Source organism: Pseudomonas sp. MS15a(2019) (assembly GCF_013277805.1).
Taxonomy (GTDB): domain Bacteria; phylum Pseudomonadota; class Gammaproteobacteria; order Pseudomonadales; family Pseudomonadaceae; genus Chryseomonas; species Chryseomonas benzopyrenica.
Genome location: NZ_VBTN01000021.1, coordinates 1 through 15,653 on the forward strand (window position 1 = coordinate 1; position 15,653 = coordinate 15,653).

Here is a 15,653-nt window from a genome sequence, read left to right on the forward strand (position 1 = left end):
GCGGTCGTACCGTCGGCGCCGGCGTGGTTGCCAAGATCATCGAGTAATCGATTGATCTTGGCCTGTCAGGTCGGCATAATGGTCGGCCTGATTCAAGTTACAGGCCAGTAGCTCAATTGGCAGAGCGGCGGTCTCCAAAACCGCAGGTTGGGGGTTCGATTCCCTCCTGGCCTGCCAGATTCCCATCTGGCACTCCTTACAGGATTCATGCAATGAGCATCAAGGCGGAAGCCAAAGAGTCGCGCTTCGATGCGCTGAAGTGGCTGGTGGTTGTCGTTCTGGTAGCGATTGGTGTTGTTGCTAATCACTACTTCGCTGCTCAGTCCATCCTGTATCGAGTGGTAGGTCTGTTGGTGCTGGCAGCCATTGCTGCCTTCGTTGCGCTGCAGACCGCCAAGGGACAGGCCTTCTTTGGCTTGCTGAAAGACGCCCGTACCGAGATTCGCAAGGTTGTCTGGCCTACCCGGCAAGAGACCACTCAGACCACGCTGATCGTGGTTGCTGTGGTGCTCGTGATGGCTTTGTTGTTGTGGGGGCTTGACTCCCTGCTCGGTTGGCTGGTTTCCACGATTGTTGGTTGAAAGGGTTCGCCGTGGCTAAGCGTTGGTACGTCGTGCATGCCTACTCGGGTTACGAGAAGCATGTCATGCGTTCGTTGATCGAGCGCGTCAAGCTGCACGAAATGGAAGACGAGTTCGGCGACATTCTCGTGCCCACCGAAGAAGTGGTGGAAATGCGCAATGGCCAGAAGCGCAAGAGCGAGCGTAAGTTTTTCCCGGGATACGTCCTGGTGCAGATGGAGATGAACGAAGGGACTTGGCACCTGGTCAAGGATACCCCTCGCGTCATGGGCTTCATCGGCGGTACCGCCGACAAGCCGGCGCCCATCACTGACCGTGAGGCGGATGCGATTCTGCGTCGTGTCTCCGATAGCAGCGACAAGCCCAAGCCGAAGACCCTGTTCGAAGCGGGTGAGACGGTTCGGGTGGTGGACGGTCCGTTCGCCGACTTCAACGGCGTTGTCGAAGAAGTGAATTACGAGAAGAGCCGCATCCACGTGGCGGTACTGATCTTTGGTCGGTCAACCCCTGTGGAGCTCGAGTTCAGTCAGGTCGAAAAGGTCTAGGTTGTTCGCATCCCCCACCCCGTAGCCCCGGCTGCGGGGTTTTGTCGTCACTGGGATATAGCAAGTAATTGGGGAGCCCCGCTGGGCGTTGAACCCATCATTGGAGTAGCACATGGCTAAGAAAATTCAGGCTTACATCAAGCTGCAGGTTAAGGCCGCTCAAGCCAACCCGAGCCCGCCGGTCGGTCCGGCGCTGGGTCAGCACGGCGTCAACATCATGGAATTCTGCAAGGCGTTCAACGCCCGCACTCAGGGTATGGAGCCCGGTCTGCCCACCCCGGTGATCATCACCGTGTACAGCGACCGTAGCTTCACCTTCGAAATCAAGAGCACCCCGGCGTCCGTGCTGCTCAAGAAGGCGGCTGGCATCAAGAGCGGTTCCGCTCGTCCGAACAGCCAGAAGGTCGGTACCGTCACCCGCGCCCAGCTGGAAGAGATCGCCAAGACCAAGAATGCCGATCTCACCGCCGCCGATATGGACGCCGCCGTGCGTACCATCGCCGGTTCCGCTCGTAGCATGGGTCTGAATGTGGAGGGCGTGTAATGGCCAAGCTCACTAAGCGTCAAAAGGCTATCGCCGAAAAAATCCAGGCTGGCAAGCAGTACGGCTTCGAAGAAGCTGCAGCCCTGCTGGCCGAGCTGTCCACCATCAAGTTCAAGGAGTCCATCGACGTCTCCGTGAACCTGGGCGTGGATCCGCGTAAGTCCGACCAGGTCGTTCGTGGCGCCACCGTGCTGCCCAATGGCACTGGCAAGTCGGTTCGCGTTGCCGTATTCACCCAGGGTGCCAATGCCGAAGCCGCACTGGCTGCCGGTGCCGAAAGAGTCGGCATGGACGACCTGGCTGCCGAGATGAAGGGCGGCGACCTGAACTATGACGTGGTCATCGCCTCGCCGGACGCCATGCGCGTTGTCGGTCAGCTGGGTCAGCTGCTCGGCCCGCGTGGTCTGATGCCTAACCCCAAGGTTGGCACCGTGACCCCGGACGTCGCTACCGCCGTCAAGAATGCCAAGGCTGGCCAGGTGCGTTTCCGTACCGACAAGAACGGTATCATTCACGCTTCCGTTGGCAAGATCGATTTCGAGCCCGTGAAGCTGAAGCAGAACGTTGAAGCTCTGCTGGCCGACCTGAAGCGCCTGAAGCCCTCGACCTCCAAGGGCATCTACGTCAAGCGCATCACCCTGAGCTCCACCATGGGCCCGGGTCTGCAGATCGACCAGGCTTCCCTGGAAGCCTAAGCAAGACACAAGTCGCCGTGCCTTCGGGCGCGGCGCCAAGATTGGGGTCCCTGCCTGGCGGGGGCTGTCCAAGACCGTAGGGGACGCAGGTCTTAAACCGGGGAAACCCTAGCCTACGCAGATGGTGCTCCCGATTCGGTTACCGAGTCAGACACCAAAACGCCGCCCAGTCCATCGGGCGAAACGGTAACATCCAGGAGTTAAACCCGTGGCAATCAAACTCGAAGACAAGAAGGCTATCGTCGCTGAAGTCAACGAGGCTGCCCAAGGTGCCCTGTCCGCTGTCGTGGCCGATGCCCGTGGCGTGACTGTGGGTGCCATGACCGGACTCCGTAAAGAGGCCCGCGCGGCTGGTGTCTATGTACGTGTCGTACGTAACACCCTGCTGCGTCGTGCCGTTGAAGGCACGTCTTTCGACGTCCTCAACGACACCTTCAAGGGCCCGACCCTGATCGCGTTCTCCCAAGAGCATCCGGGCGCTGCCGCCCGTATCTTCAAGGATTTCGCCAAGGGTCAGGACAAGTTCGAGATCAAGGCCGCCGCGTTCGAAGGCAAGCTCATTCCAGCCAACCAGATCGACGTACTGGCAACCCTGCCGACCTACGACGAAGCTGTGTCCCAGCTGATGAGTGTCATCCAGGGCGCTACCAGCAAGCTGGCTCGTACCCTCGCCGCCATTCGCGACCAAAAGGAAGCTGCCGCCGCCTAATCCGTGCGTGCTGCGTTTCCTGCAAGTCTTTCTTATTATTTGCGGCCTGAAGCCGCACCCTGTTATAGGAATCTAGAGTCATGGCTCTGACCAACGAAGACATCATCAACGCCGTATCCGAAATGTCCGTCATGCAAGTGGTGGAACTGATCAAGGCGATGGAAGAGAAGTTCGGCGTGACCGCCGCTGCCGCCGTTGCCGCTGGCCCGGCTGCTGCCGCTGCCGTCGTCGAAGAGCAGACCGAATTCACCATCATGTTGACCGAAGCCGGCGACAAGAAAGTGAACGTCATTAAGGTCGTTCGTGAACTGACCGGTCTGGGCCTGAAAGAAGCCAAGGCTGTCGTTGACGGCGCCCCGGGCGTGGTCAAGGAAGGCGTTTCCAAAGAGGAAGCCGAGGCTGCCAAGAAGTCTCTGGAAGAAGCAGGCGCCAAGGTCGAGCTCAAGTAAGTTCGGTTCTTGCGTCTACAGCCGCAACGTCTCACGTTCGGCTGATGGCTGGTGGCGAACGCCACCGGCCTTTTGCCGTTTTGTGCAGGGCGAGCATATCCGCCTGGCAAAACGCGCTGTATCCACCTCGCTCTCGGGGTGCGGCAAACCAAGGGTTTGCACGATTTTCCGGCTGCTCCCGTCGGAGAGGCCAAACAAGCTGGTGACCAAGCTGGGGAACGCTGATGGCTTACTCATACACTGAGAAAAAACGTATCCGCAAGGACTTTAGCAAGTTGCCGCACGTCATGGACGTGCCCTATTTGCTGGCTATCCAACTGGATTCGTACCGCGAATTCCTGCAGGCGGGCGCAGGCAAAGACCAGTTCCGCGATATCGGCCTGCATGCGGCCTTCAAGTCCGTTTTCCCGATTATCAGCTATTCCGGCAATGCGGCCCTGGAATACGTCGGCTATCGCCTGGGCGAGCCGGCTTTCGATGTGAAGGAATGCGTCCTGCGCGGCGTGACATTCGCCGTCCCGCTGCGGGTCAAGGTTCGTCTGATCATCTTCGACCGCGAGTCGTCGAACAAGGCGATCAAGGACATCAAGGAGCAGGAAGTCTACATGGGGGAAATCCCCCTGATGACCGAGAACGGTACCTTCATCATCAACGGTACCGAGCGTGTCATCGTGTCCCAGCTGCACCGCAGCCCGGGCGTGTTCTTCGACCACGACCGCGGCAAGACCCACAGCTCGGGCAAGCTGCTGTACTCGGCGCGCATCATTCCCTACCGCGGCTCCTGGCTGGACTTCGAGTTCGACCCCAAGGACGCCGTCTTCGTGCGTATCGACCGCCGCCGCAAACTGCCGGCCTCGGTCCTGCTGCGCGCGCTCGGCTACAGCACCGAAGAAGTGCTGGACGCCTTCTATGACACTAACGTCTTCCACATCAAGGGCGAGACCCTGAACCTGGAACTGGTGCCCCAGCGCCTGCGTGGTGACATCGCCAGCTTCGACATCAAGGACGAAACCGGCAAGGTGATCGTGGAGCAGGGCCGTCGCGTGACCGCTCGCCACATCAACCAACTGGAAAAGTCCGGCATCACCGAGCTGGAAGTGCCCTTCGATTACGTCATTGGCCGTACCACCGCCAAGGCCATCGTGCACCCGTCCACCGGCGAGATCATCGCCGAGTGCAACACCGAGCTGACCCTGGACATGCTGGCCAAGATGGCCAAGGCCAATGTCGTGCGGCTCGAGACGCTGTACACCAACGACATCGACTGTGGTCCGTTCATCTCCGATACCCTGAAGATCGACTCCACCGGCAACCAGCTGGAAGCCCTGGTCGAGATCTATCGGATGATGCGTCCTGGCGAGCCGCCGACCAAGGAAGCTGCCGAGACCCTGTTCAACAACCTGTTCTTCAGCGCCGAGCGTTACGACCTGTCCGCCGTTGGCCGCATGAAGTTCAACCGCCGTATCGGTCGCGATGCCATCGAAGGCTCGGGCGTGCTGAGCCGCGAAGACATCGTCGACGTGCTCAAGACCCTGGTCGACATCCGTAATGGCAAGGGTATCGTCGACGACATCGACCACCTGGGTAACCGTCGTGTCCGTTGCGTCGGTGAAATGGCCGAGAACCAGTTCCGCGTGGGCCTGGTGCGGGTGGAGCGTGCCGTCAAGGAACGCCTGTCCATGGCCGAAAGCGAAGGCCTGATGCCGCAGGACCTGATCAACGCCAAGCCGGTGGCCGCCGCGATCAAGGAATTCTTCGGTTCCAGCCAGCTGTCCCAGTTCATGGACCAGAACAACCCGCTGTCGGAGATCACCCACAAGCGCCGCGTCTCCGCACTCGGCCCGGGCGGTCTGACCCGTGAGCGCGCCGGCTTCGAAGTCCGTGACGTACACCCGACGCACTACGGCCGGGTCTGCCCGATCGAAACGCCGGAAGGTCCGAACATCGGCCTGATCAACTCCCTGGCTGCCTATGCCCGCACCAACCAGTACGGCTTCCTCGAAAGCCCATACCGCATGGTCAAGGACGGCGTGGCTACCGACGAGATCGTCTTCCTGTCGGCCATCGAAGAAGCCAACCACGTCATCGCCCAGGCCTCCGCCGGCCTGGACGAGAACAACCGGCTGATCGATGAGCTGGTGGCCGTGCGTCACCTGAACGAATTCACCGTCAAGGCGCCCGAAGACGTCACCCTGATGGACGTTTCGCCCAAGCAGGTCGTCTCCGTCGCCGCCTCGCTGATTCCGTTCCTCGAGCACGACGACGCCAACCGCGCGCTGATGGGTTCCAACATGCAGCGTCAGGCCGTGCCGACCCTGCGTTCGGACAAGCCGCTGGTGGGTACCGGCATGGAGCGCAACGTCGCCCGTGACTCCGGCGTCTGCGTCGTGGCCCGTCGTGGTGGCGTGATCGACTCCGTCGATGCCAGCCGTATCGTGGTGCGTGTCAACGATGCCGAAGTCGAAACCGGTGAAGCCGGTGTCGACATCTACAACCTGACCAAGTACACCCGTTCCAACCAGAACACCTGCATCAACCAGCGTCCGCTGGTGAGCAAGGGTGATCAGGTGGCCAAGTTCGACATCCTGGCCGATGGCCCCTCGACCGACATGGGCGAGCTGGCACTGGGTCAGAACATGCGCGTGGCCTTCATGCCCTGGAACGGCTTCAACTTCGAAGACTCCATCTGTCTGTCGGAGCGTGTGGTCCAGGAAGATCGCTTCACCACCATCCACATCCAGGAACTGACCTGTGTGGCCCGTGACACCAAGCTCGGCCCGGAGGAGATCACCTCCGACATCCCGAACGTGGGTGAGGCTGCGCTGAACAAACTGGACGAGGCCGGTATCGTCTACGTCGGTGCCGAGGTCGGCGCCGGTGACATCCTGGTCGGCAAGGTCACGCCCAAGGGCGAAACCCAGCTGACCCCGGAAGAGAAGCTGCTGCGCGCCATCTTCGGCGAGAAGGCCAGCGACGTGAAGGACACTTCCCTGCGTGTGCCCACTGGCACCAAGGGTACCGTCATCGACGTCCAAGTCTTCACCCGTGACGGCGTCGAGCGCGACTCCCGCGCCCTGGCCATCGAGAAGTCCCAGCTCGACGAGATCCGCAAGGATCTGAACGAAGAGTTCCGCATCGTCGAAGGCGCGACCTTCGAGCGTCTGCGTCAGGCCCTGGTCGGTCAGGTCGCCGAAGGCGGTCCGGCGGTCAAGAAGGGTGCCGTCATCACCGACGAGTACCTGAACGGCCTGGAGCGCGGTCAGTGGTTCAAGCTGCGCATGGCGGAAGATGCTCACAACGAGCAGCTGGAAAAGGCCCAGGCCTACCTGTCCGACCGTCGCCAGCTGCTGGACGACAAGTTCGAAGACAAGAAGCGCAAGCTGCAGCAGGGCGATGACCTGGCGCCGGGCGTACTGAAGATCGTTAAGGTCTACCTCGCCATCAAGCGCCGCATCCAGCCGGGCGACAAGATGGCTGGTCGTCACGGTAACAAGGGTGTGGTCTCGGTGATCATGCCGGTCGAAGACATGCCCTACGACGCCAACGGCACGCCGGTGGACATCGTGCTGAACCCGCTGGGCGTACCCTCGCGGATGAACGTCGGTCAGATCCTCGAAACCCACCTGGGCCTTGCGGCCAAGGGCCTGGGCGAGAAGATCAACGTGATGATCGAAGAGCAGCGCAAGGTTGCAGAGCTGCGCAGCTTCCTGCACGAGATCTACAACGAGATCGGTGGCCGTCAGGAGAAGCTCGACGACCTGAGCGATCAGGAAGTCCTCGACCTGGCGAAGAACCTGCGCGGCGGTGTTCCCATGGCTACCCCGGTGTTCGACGGTGCCAAGGAAAGCGAGATCAAGGCTATGCTGAAGCTGGCCGATCTGCCGGAGAGCGGCCAGATGCGTCTGTACGACGGCCGCACTGGCAATGCCTTCGAGCGCACCACCACCGTTGGCTACATGTACATGCTCAAGCTGAACCACCTGGTGGACGACAAGATGCACGCCCGTTCCACCGGTTCCTACAGCCTGGTTACCCAGCAGCCGCTGGGTGGTAAGGCGCAGTTCGGTGGTCAGCGTTTCGGGGAGATGGAGGTCTGGGCACTGGAGGCCTATGGCGCGGCTTACACCCTGCAGGAAATGCTGACGGTGAAGTCGGACGATGTGAACGGCCGGACCAAGATGTACAAGAACATCGTGGACGGAGATCACCGCATGGAGGCCGGCATGCCCGAGTCCTTCAACGTACTGATCAAGGAAATCCGTTCGCTCGGCATCGATATCGAACTGGAAACCGAATAACACGAGACCCTAGAGGAGACGACCGCGCGGCGGTCGTCTCCGGTCCGTGAGGAGGAAAGGCCTTGAAAGACTTGCTCAATCTGTTGAAAAACCAGGGTCAACTCGAAGAGTTCGATGCCATCCGCATTGGTCTGGCCTCGCCCGAGATGATTCGTTCCTGGTCGTTCGGTGAAGTGAAGAAGCCGGAGACCATCAACTACCGTACCTTCAAGCCCGAGCGCGATGGTCTGTTCTGCGCCAAGATCTTTGGCCCGGTCAAGGACTACGAGTGCCTGTGCGGAAAGTACAAGCGCCTCAAGCACCGCGGCGTGATCTGCGAGAAGTGCGGCGTGGAAGTCGCCCTGGCCAAGGTGCGCCGCGAGCGCATGGGCCACATCGAGCTGGCTTCGCCCGTCGCCCACATCTGGTTCCTGAAGTCGCTGCCGTCCCGTATCGGCCTGCTGCTGGACATGACCCTGCGTGACATCGAGCGCGTGCTCTATTTCGAGAGCTACGTGGTGATCGATCCGGGCATGACCACCCTCGAGAAGTACCAGCTGCTTAACGACGAGCAGTACTTCGAGGCACTGGAAGAGTTCGGTGACGACTTCGACGCCCGCATGGGTGCGGAAGCCGTGTTCCAGCTGCTCGGCGCCATTGATCTGGAGCACGAGATCGGTCGCCTGCGCGAAGAGATTCCGCAGACCAACTCCGAGACCAAGATCAAGAAGCTGTCCAAGCGCCTGAAGCTGATGGAAGCCTTCCAGGGCTCCGGCAACAAGCCGGAGTGGATGGTCATGACCGTGCTGCCCGTGCTGCCGCCGGACCTGCGTCCGCTGGTACCGCTGGATGGCGGCCGCTTCGCGACCTCCGACCTGAACGATCTCTATCGTCGCGTCATTAACCGGAACAACCGCCTCAAGCGGCTGCTCGACCTCGCCGCGCCCGACATCATCGTGCGCAACGAGAAGCGCATGCTGCAGGAAGCCGTCGACGCCCTGCTGGACAACGGCCGTCGCGGTCGTGCCATCACCGGTTCCAACAAGCGCCCGCTGAAGTCCCTGGCCGACATGATCAAGGGCAAGCAGGGTCGTTTCCGTCAGAACCTGCTGGGCAAGCGCGTCGACTACTCCGGTCGTTCCGTGATCACCGTGGGCCCGACCCTGCGTCTGCACCAGTGCGGTCTGCCCAAGAAGATGGCCCTGGAACTGTTCAAGCCGTTCATCTTCGGCAAGCTGGAAGCCCGCGGCATGGCGACCACCATCAAGGCCGCCAAGAAGATGGTCGAGCGCGAACTGCCCGAGGTCTGGGACGTGCTCGCCGAAGTCATCCGCGAACACCCCGTGCTGCTCAACCGCGCCCCGACCCTGCACCGTCTGGGCATCCAGGCGTTCGAGCCGGTCCTCATCGAAGGCAAGGCCATCCAGCTGCACCCGCTGGTCTGCGCCGCGTACAACGCCGACTTCGACGGTGACCAGATGGCCGTGCACGTGCCGCTGACGCTGGAAGCCCAGCTGGAAGCGCGCGCCCTGATGATGTCGACCAACAACATCCTGTCGCCCGCCAACGGCGAGCCGATCATCGTGCCGTCGCAGGACGTGGTCCTGGGTCTGTACTACATGACCCGTGAAGCCATCAACGCCAAGGGCGAAGGCCGCGTGTTCGCCGACCTGCAGGAAGTCGATCGCGTCTTCCGTGCCGGCGAAGCCGCGCTGCATGCCAAGGTCAAGGTACGCATCAACGAGACCATCCGTCACAAGGACGGCAGCCTGACCAAGAACACCCGCATCGTCGACACCACCGTCGGCCGCGCGCTGCTGTTCCAGGTCGTGCCCGCCGGTCTGCCGTACGACGTGGTCAACCAGTCGATGAAGAAGAAGGCCATCTCCAAGCTGATCAACCACTGCTACCGCGTGGTGGGTCTGAAGGACACCGTCATCTTCGCCGACCAGTTGATGTACACCGGTTTCGCCTATTCGACCCTGTCCGGCGTCTCCATCGGCGTCAACGACTTCGTCATTCCGGACGAGAAGGCCCGCATCATCGATGCCGCCACCGCCGAGGTGAAGGAGATCGAGAGCCAGTACGCCTCCGGCCTGGTAACCCAGGGCGAGAAGTACAACAAGGTGATCGACCTCTGGTCGAAGGCCAACGACGAAGTGTCCAAGGCGATGATGACCAACCTCTCGAAAGAGAAGGTCATCGACCGCGAGGGCAAGGAAGTCGACCAGGAGTCCTTCAACTCCATGTACATGATGGCCGATTCCGGCGCCCGGGGTTCCGCGGCCCAGATTCGCCAGCTCGCCGGCATGCGTGGCCTGATGGCCAAGCCGGACGGCTCCATCATCGAGACGCCCATCACCGCCAACTTCCGTGAAGGCCTGAATGTACTCCAGTACTTCATCTCCACCCACGGTGCCCGTAAGGGTCTGGCGGATACCGCTCTGAAGACCGCGAACTCCGGTTACCTGACCCGTCGTCTCGTCGACGTGGCCCAGGATCTGGTGGTGACCGAGGTCGACTGCGGTACCGAGCGCGGCCTGATCATGACCCCGCACATCGAAGGCGGTGACGTGGTCGAGCCCCTGGGTGAGCGCGTGCTGGGTCGAGTCATCGCCCGCGACGTGCCCAAGCCGGGTACCGAAGAGATCATCGTGCCTGCAGGCACCCTGGTCGACGAGCGCTGGGTCGAGTTCCTCGAGCTCAACAGCGTCGACGAAGTCGTGGTGCGTTCGCCGATCACCTGCGAAACCCGTCATGGCATCTGCGCCAAGTGCTACGGTCGCGATCTGGCTCGCGGTCACCAGGTCAACATCGGTGAAGCGGTCGGCGTCATCGCCGCCCAGTCCATCGGTGAGCCGGGTACCCAGCTGACCATGCGTACCTTCCACATTGGTGGTGCGGCCAGCCGGACCTCCGCGGCCGACAGCGTCCAGGTCAAGAACGGCGGTGCCATCCGTCTGCACAACCTGAAGCACGTCGAACGTGCCGACGGCGCCCTGGTTGCCGTGTCCCGTTCCGGTGAGCTGGCCATCGCCGACGACTTCGGTCGTGAGCGCGAGCGCTACAAGCTGCCCTACGGTGCGGTGATTTCGGTCAAGGAAGGCGACAAGGTCGACGCTGGCGCCATCGTCGCCAAGTGGGACCCGCACACCCACCCCATCGTCACCGAGATGGACGGTACCGTGGCCTTCGTCGGCATGGAGGAGGGCATCACCATCAAGCGCCAGACCGACGAACTGACCGGTCTGACCAACATCGAGGTGCTCGACGCCAAGGATCGCCCGACCTCCGGCAAGGACATCCGTCCGGCGGTCAAGCTGATCGACGCCAACGGCAAGGATCTGCTGCTGCCGGGTACCGACGTGCCGGCCCAGTACTTCCTGCCGCCGAACGCGCTGGTCAACCTGAGCGACGGTGCCAAGGTGCATGTGGGTGACGTTATCGCCCGTATCCCCCAGGAAACCTCCAAGACCCGCGACATCACCGGTGGTCTGCCCCGCGTGGCCGACCTCTTCGAAGCGCGTCGTCCCAAGGAGCCGGCCATCCTGGCGGAGATCAGCGGTACCATCTCCTTCGGCAAGGAAACCAAGGGCAAGCGTCGTCTGGTCATCACTCCGACCGACGGCACCGATCCCTACGAGGAACTGATTCCGAAGTGGCGCCACCTGAACGTCTTCGAAGGCGAGCAGGTCAGCCGCGGCGAAGTCATCTCCGACGGTCCGAGCAATCCGCACGACATCCTGCGTCTGCTGGGTGTCAGCGCGCTGGCCAAGTACATCGTCAACGAGATCCAGGACGTGTACCGCCTGCAGGGCGTGAAGATCAACGACAAGCACATCGAGACCATCCTGCGGCAGATGCTGCGCAAGGTCGAAGTGAGCGATACCGGTGACTCGAGCTTCATCAAGGGCGATCAGGTCGAACTGACCCATGTCCTGGAAGAGAACGAGCAACTGGTCGGCAATGATCGCTTCGTCGCCAAGTACGAGCGCGTGCTGCTGGGTATCACCAAGGCATCGCTGTCCACCGAGTCCTTCATCTCGGCCGCTTCCTTCCAGGAGACCACCCGTGTCCTGACCGAAGCCGCCGTGACCGGCAAGCGCGACTTCCTGCGCGGCCTGAAGGAAAACGTGGTGGTGGGTCGTCTGATCCCGGCCGGTACCGGTCTGGCCTACCACAGCGAGCGCAAGCGCCAGCGCGAACTCGGCAAGCCGCAGCGCGTCAGCGCCAGCGAGGCCGAAGCCGCCCTGACCGAAGCGCTGAACTCCAGCGCCAGCTGAGTTCGGTAGCGGGTCTCGCTTGACAAAGCCCCCGGCGCCCCAGGCGTCCGGGGGCTTTGTCTTGACTGGGGCGCCCAAGCTCTTTAGACTTTCGTTCCCCGAAAATGGGCAGGACTGATGTTCTGCTATTTCGTTTATGTCGCAAGACAATCAGTGGAGCTATAGATGGCAACTATCAACCAGCTGGTGCGTAGTGCACGCAAGCGTATCGTCGAGAAATCCGACGTGCCTGCGCTGCAAAACTGCCCGCAACGTCGTGGCGTGTGCACCCGCGTGTACACCACCACTCCCAAGAAGCCCAACTCCGCACTGCGGAAGGTCTGCCGTGTGCGTCTGACCAACGGCTTCGAAGTCACCTCCTACATCGGCGGTGAAGGCCACAACCTGCAGGAACACAGCGTCGTGCTGATCCGCGGTGGCCGGGTCAAGGATCTGCCGGGTGTGCGTTATCACACCGTGCGCGGTTCGCTGGACACCACCGGTGTGAAGGACCGCAAGCAGGGCCGTTCCAAGTACGGCACCAAGCGTCCGAAGTAATCACCTTTCTTTTTGTTCGAGTCGATAAGAGTAAGGTCGGGCAACGAGTCCCGAGCTAACCTGAAGACCGTTTTGAGGGCTTATCAATGCCAAGACGTCGTGTAGCGGCCAAGCGCGAAATACTTGACGATCCGAAATACGGAAGCCAGATCCTGGCCAAGTTCATGAACCACGTGATGGAAAGCGGCAAGAAAGCCGTTGCCGAGCGTATCGTTTATGGTGCTCTGGACAAGGTCAAAGAGCGTTCCAAGAATGCCGAACCCCTGGAAGTTTTCGAAAAAGCGCTCGACGCCATCGCTCCGCTGGTCGAAGTGAAGTCCCGCCGTGTCGGCGGTGCTACCTACCAGGTGCCGGTTGAGGTTCGTCCTTCCCGTCGTAATGCCCTGGCCATGCGCTGGCTGGTGGACTCCGCGCGCAAGCGTGGCGAGAAGTCCATGGCTCTGCGCCTGGCGGGTGAACTCATGGACGCTTTTGAAGGCAAGGGTGCCGCAGTCAAGAAGCGCGAAGACGTGCATCGCATGGCAGAAGCCAACAAGGCCTTCTCGCACTACCGCTTCTAAGCCTAGCGCTTCCAATCAAGCGAGGACCTTATGGCTCGTACAACCGCTATTAACCGCTATCGGAACATCGGTATCTGCGCCCACGTGGACGCAGGTAAGACGACTACTACCGAGCGGATTCTGTTCTACACCGGCGTGAACCACAAAATGGGTGAGGTTCACGACGGCGCTGCGACCATGGACTGGATGGTGCAGGAGCAGGAGCGTGGTATCACCATCACCTCCGCTGCCACCACCGCGTTCTGGTCCGGTTCGACCAAGCAGTACGACAAGTACCGCGTCAACATCATCGATACCCCCGGCCACGTGGACTTCACCATTGAGGTGGAGCGTTCCCTGCGCGTGCTGGACGGTGCGGTCGTGGTGTTCTGCGGTACCTCCGGTGTCGAGCCTCAGTCCGAGACCGTATGGCGTCAGGCCAACAAGTACGGCGTCCCGCGCATCGTCTACGTCAACAAGATGGACCGTGCCGGTGCCAACTTCCTGCGCGTCGTCGAGCAGATCAAGAAGCGCCTGGGCCATACTCCGGTCCCGGTTCAGCTGGCCATCGGCGCGGAAGAGAACTTCCAGGGCCAGATCGACCTGCTGAAGATGAAGGCCATCTTCTGGAACGATGACGACCAGGGCATGACCTACCGCGAGGAAGACATTCCTGCGGACATGCTGGCCGATGCCGAGCAGTGGCGCTCCAACATGGTCGAAGCTGCGGCCGAAGCCAACGAAGAGCTGATGAACAAGTACCTGGAAGGCGGCGAGCTGTCGATCGACGAGATCAAGGCCGGCCTGCGTCAGCGTACCATCGCCTGCGAAATCGTCCCGGCCGTCTGCGGTTCGTCCTTCAAGAACAAGGGCGTGCCCCTGGTTCTGGACGCCGTGATCGACTTCCTGCCGGCGCCGATCGAGATTCCCGCGATCAAGGGTACCAACCCGGACAACGAGGAAATCCACGACGAGCGTCATGCAGACGACGACGAGCCCTTCTCGGCGCTGGCGTTCAAGATCGCTACCGACCCCTTCGTGGGTACCTTGACCTTCGCCCGCGTCTACTCGGGTGTACTGAGCTCCGGTGACTCCGTCATCAACTCGGTGAAGGGCAAGAAGGAGCGCGTCGGCCGTATGGTGCAGATGCATGCCAATACCCGTGAAGAGATCAAGGAAGTTCGTGCTGGCGACATCGCCGCCCTGATCGGCATGAAGGACGTCACCACTGGTGACACCCTGTGCTCGATCGAGAAGCCGATCATCCTCGAGCGCATGGACTTCCCGGAGCCGGTGATCTCGGTCGCTGTCGAGCCGAAGACCAAGGCCGACCAGGAGAAGATGGGTATCGCACTGGGCAAGCTGGCCCAGGAAGACCCCTCGTTCCGCGTCAAGACCGACGAAGAGTCCGGTCAGACCATCATCTCCGGCATGGGCGAGCTGCACCTGGACATCCTGGTGGACCGCATGAAGCGCGAATTCGGCGTGGAAGCGAACATCGGTAAGCCTCAGGTCGCCTACCGCGAAACCATCCGCAACACCTGCGAGATCGAAGGCAAGTTCGTTCGCCAGTCGGGTGGTCGTGGCCAGTTCGGTCACTGCTGGATTCGCTTCGCGCCGGCCGACGAAGGTCAGGAAGGTCTGGAGTTCGTCAGCGAAGTCGTGGGCGGTGTGATTCCGAAGGAATACATCCCGGCGATCCAGAAGGGCATCGAAGAGCAGATGAAGAACGGCATCGTCGCCGGCTATCCGCTGCTCGGCCTGAAGGCCGCTGTGTTCGACGGTTCCTACCATGACGTCGACTCCAACGAGATGGCGTTCAAGATCGCTGCCTCCATGGCGACCAAGCAGCTCACCCAGAAGGGTGGTGCCGTGCTGCTCGAGCCGATCATGAAGGTCGAGGTCGTGACCCCGGAAGACTACATGGGCGACGTCATGGGCGACCTGAACCGTCGTCGTGGCCTGATCCAGGGTATGGAAGACACCGTGACCGGCAAGGTCATCCGTGCCGAGGTTCCGCTGGGCGAGATGTTTGGCTACGCTACGGATGTCCGCTCCATGTCTCAGGGTCGCGCAAGCTACTCCATGGAGTTCTCCAAGTACGCCGAAGCTCCGTCGAACATCGCCGAAGCCATCATCAAGAAACAAGCTTAATCAGCGCTTTGACTAGAGGTTTATCTCGTGGCTAAAGAAAAATTCGAACGTAACAAACCGCACCTGAACGTGGGCACCATCGGTCACGTTGACCATGGCAAGACCACGCTGACCGCAGCGCTGACCAAAGTCTGTGCCGACACCTGGGGCGGTTCCGCCCGTGGTTTCGACCAGATCGACAACGCGCCGGAAGAAAAGGCTCGCGGTATCACCATCAACACCTCCCACGTTGAGTACGACTCGGCGATCCGTCACTACGCGCACGTCGACTGCCCCGGCCACGCCGACTACGTGAAGAACATGATCACCGGTGCTGCCCAGATGGACGGCGCGATCCTGG

General features: G+C 61.2%; 12 protein-coding genes and 1 tRNA gene. All 13 read left to right on the forward strand.

Going from position 1 to position 15,653, the window contains the following annotated elements:
- Positions 1-101: 101 nt before the first annotated feature.
- Positions 102-177: transfer RNA gene (locus FEZ61_RS23575), tRNA-Trp, on the forward strand.
- A gap of 35 nt (positions 178-212) precedes the next feature.
- Positions 213-581 carry a preprotein translocase subunit SecE gene (gene secE / locus FEZ61_RS23580; protein ID WP_017641864.1) on the forward strand — a complete coding sequence of 123 codons (369 nt, stop codon included), beginning with the start codon at positions 213-215 and terminating at the stop codon, positions 579-581.
- Between the two features lie 11 nt (positions 582-592).
- Positions 593-1,126 (forward strand): transcription termination/antitermination protein NusG, encoded by a 534-nt coding sequence (gene nusG, locus FEZ61_RS23585; RefSeq protein WP_026083932.1) that lies wholly within the window; start codon positions 593-595, stop codon positions 1,124-1,126.
- Between the two features lie 112 nt (positions 1,127-1,238).
- Positions 1,239-1,670, forward strand: a complete 432-nt coding sequence (gene rplK / locus FEZ61_RS23590; protein ID WP_017641866.1) for a 50S ribosomal protein L11 — start codon at positions 1,239-1,241, stop codon at positions 1,668-1,670.
- The gene (rplA, locus tag FEZ61_RS23595) at positions 1,670-2,365 is read left to right on the forward strand and encodes a 50S ribosomal protein L1 (RefSeq protein ID WP_017641867.1); all 696 of its coding nucleotides are present in this window, start codon (positions 1,670-1,672) and stop codon (positions 2,363-2,365) included. The genes rplK and rplA overlap by 1 nt, the downstream gene beginning before the upstream one ends.
- Before the next feature lie 208 nt (positions 2,366-2,573).
- Entirely contained in the window at positions 2,574-3,074 is a 501-nt protein-coding gene (gene rplJ / locus FEZ61_RS23600) for a 50S ribosomal protein L10 (RefSeq protein ID WP_017641868.1), read from the forward strand.
- Positions 3,075-3,154: 80 nt separating this feature from the next.
- Complete coding sequence (rplL, locus tag FEZ61_RS23605; RefSeq protein ID WP_017641869.1) at positions 3,155-3,523, forward strand: 50S ribosomal protein L7/L12; 369 nt, start codon at positions 3,155-3,157, stop codon at positions 3,521-3,523.
- Positions 3,524-3,747: 224 nt separating this feature from the next.
- Positions 3,748-7,821, forward strand: a complete 4,074-nt coding sequence (gene rpoB, locus FEZ61_RS23610) for a DNA-directed RNA polymerase subunit beta (RefSeq protein WP_026083933.1) — start codon at positions 3,748-3,750, stop codon at positions 7,819-7,821.
- A 62-nt stretch (positions 7,822-7,883) separates the two neighbouring features.
- Entirely contained in the window at positions 7,884-12,083 is a 4,200-nt protein-coding gene (rpoC, locus tag FEZ61_RS23615) for a DNA-directed RNA polymerase subunit beta' (RefSeq protein WP_017641871.1), read from the forward strand.
- 165 nt (positions 12,084-12,248) lie between these two features.
- The gene (rpsL, locus tag FEZ61_RS23620; protein WP_007163089.1) at positions 12,249-12,620 is read left to right on the forward strand and encodes a 30S ribosomal protein S12; all 372 of its coding nucleotides are present in this window, start codon (positions 12,249-12,251) and stop codon (positions 12,618-12,620) included.
- An 86-nt stretch (positions 12,621-12,706) separates the two neighbouring features.
- Positions 12,707-13,180: a 30S ribosomal protein S7 gene (rpsG, locus tag FEZ61_RS23625; protein ID WP_007163088.1), complete on the forward strand. Its 474-nt coding sequence runs from the start codon at positions 12,707-12,709 to the stop codon at positions 13,178-13,180.
- 30 nt (positions 13,181-13,210) lie between these two features.
- On the forward strand, positions 13,211-15,313 hold the full coding sequence (gene fusA / locus FEZ61_RS23630; RefSeq protein WP_026083934.1) for an elongation factor G: 2,103 nt from the start codon (positions 13,211-13,213) through the stop codon (positions 15,311-15,313).
- A 27-nt stretch (positions 15,314-15,340) separates the two neighbouring features.
- Positions 15,341-15,653, forward strand: a 313-nt coding sequence (locus tag FEZ61_RS23635) for a GTP-binding protein (RefSeq protein WP_346342875.1), incomplete at its 3' end; no start/stop codon positions are given.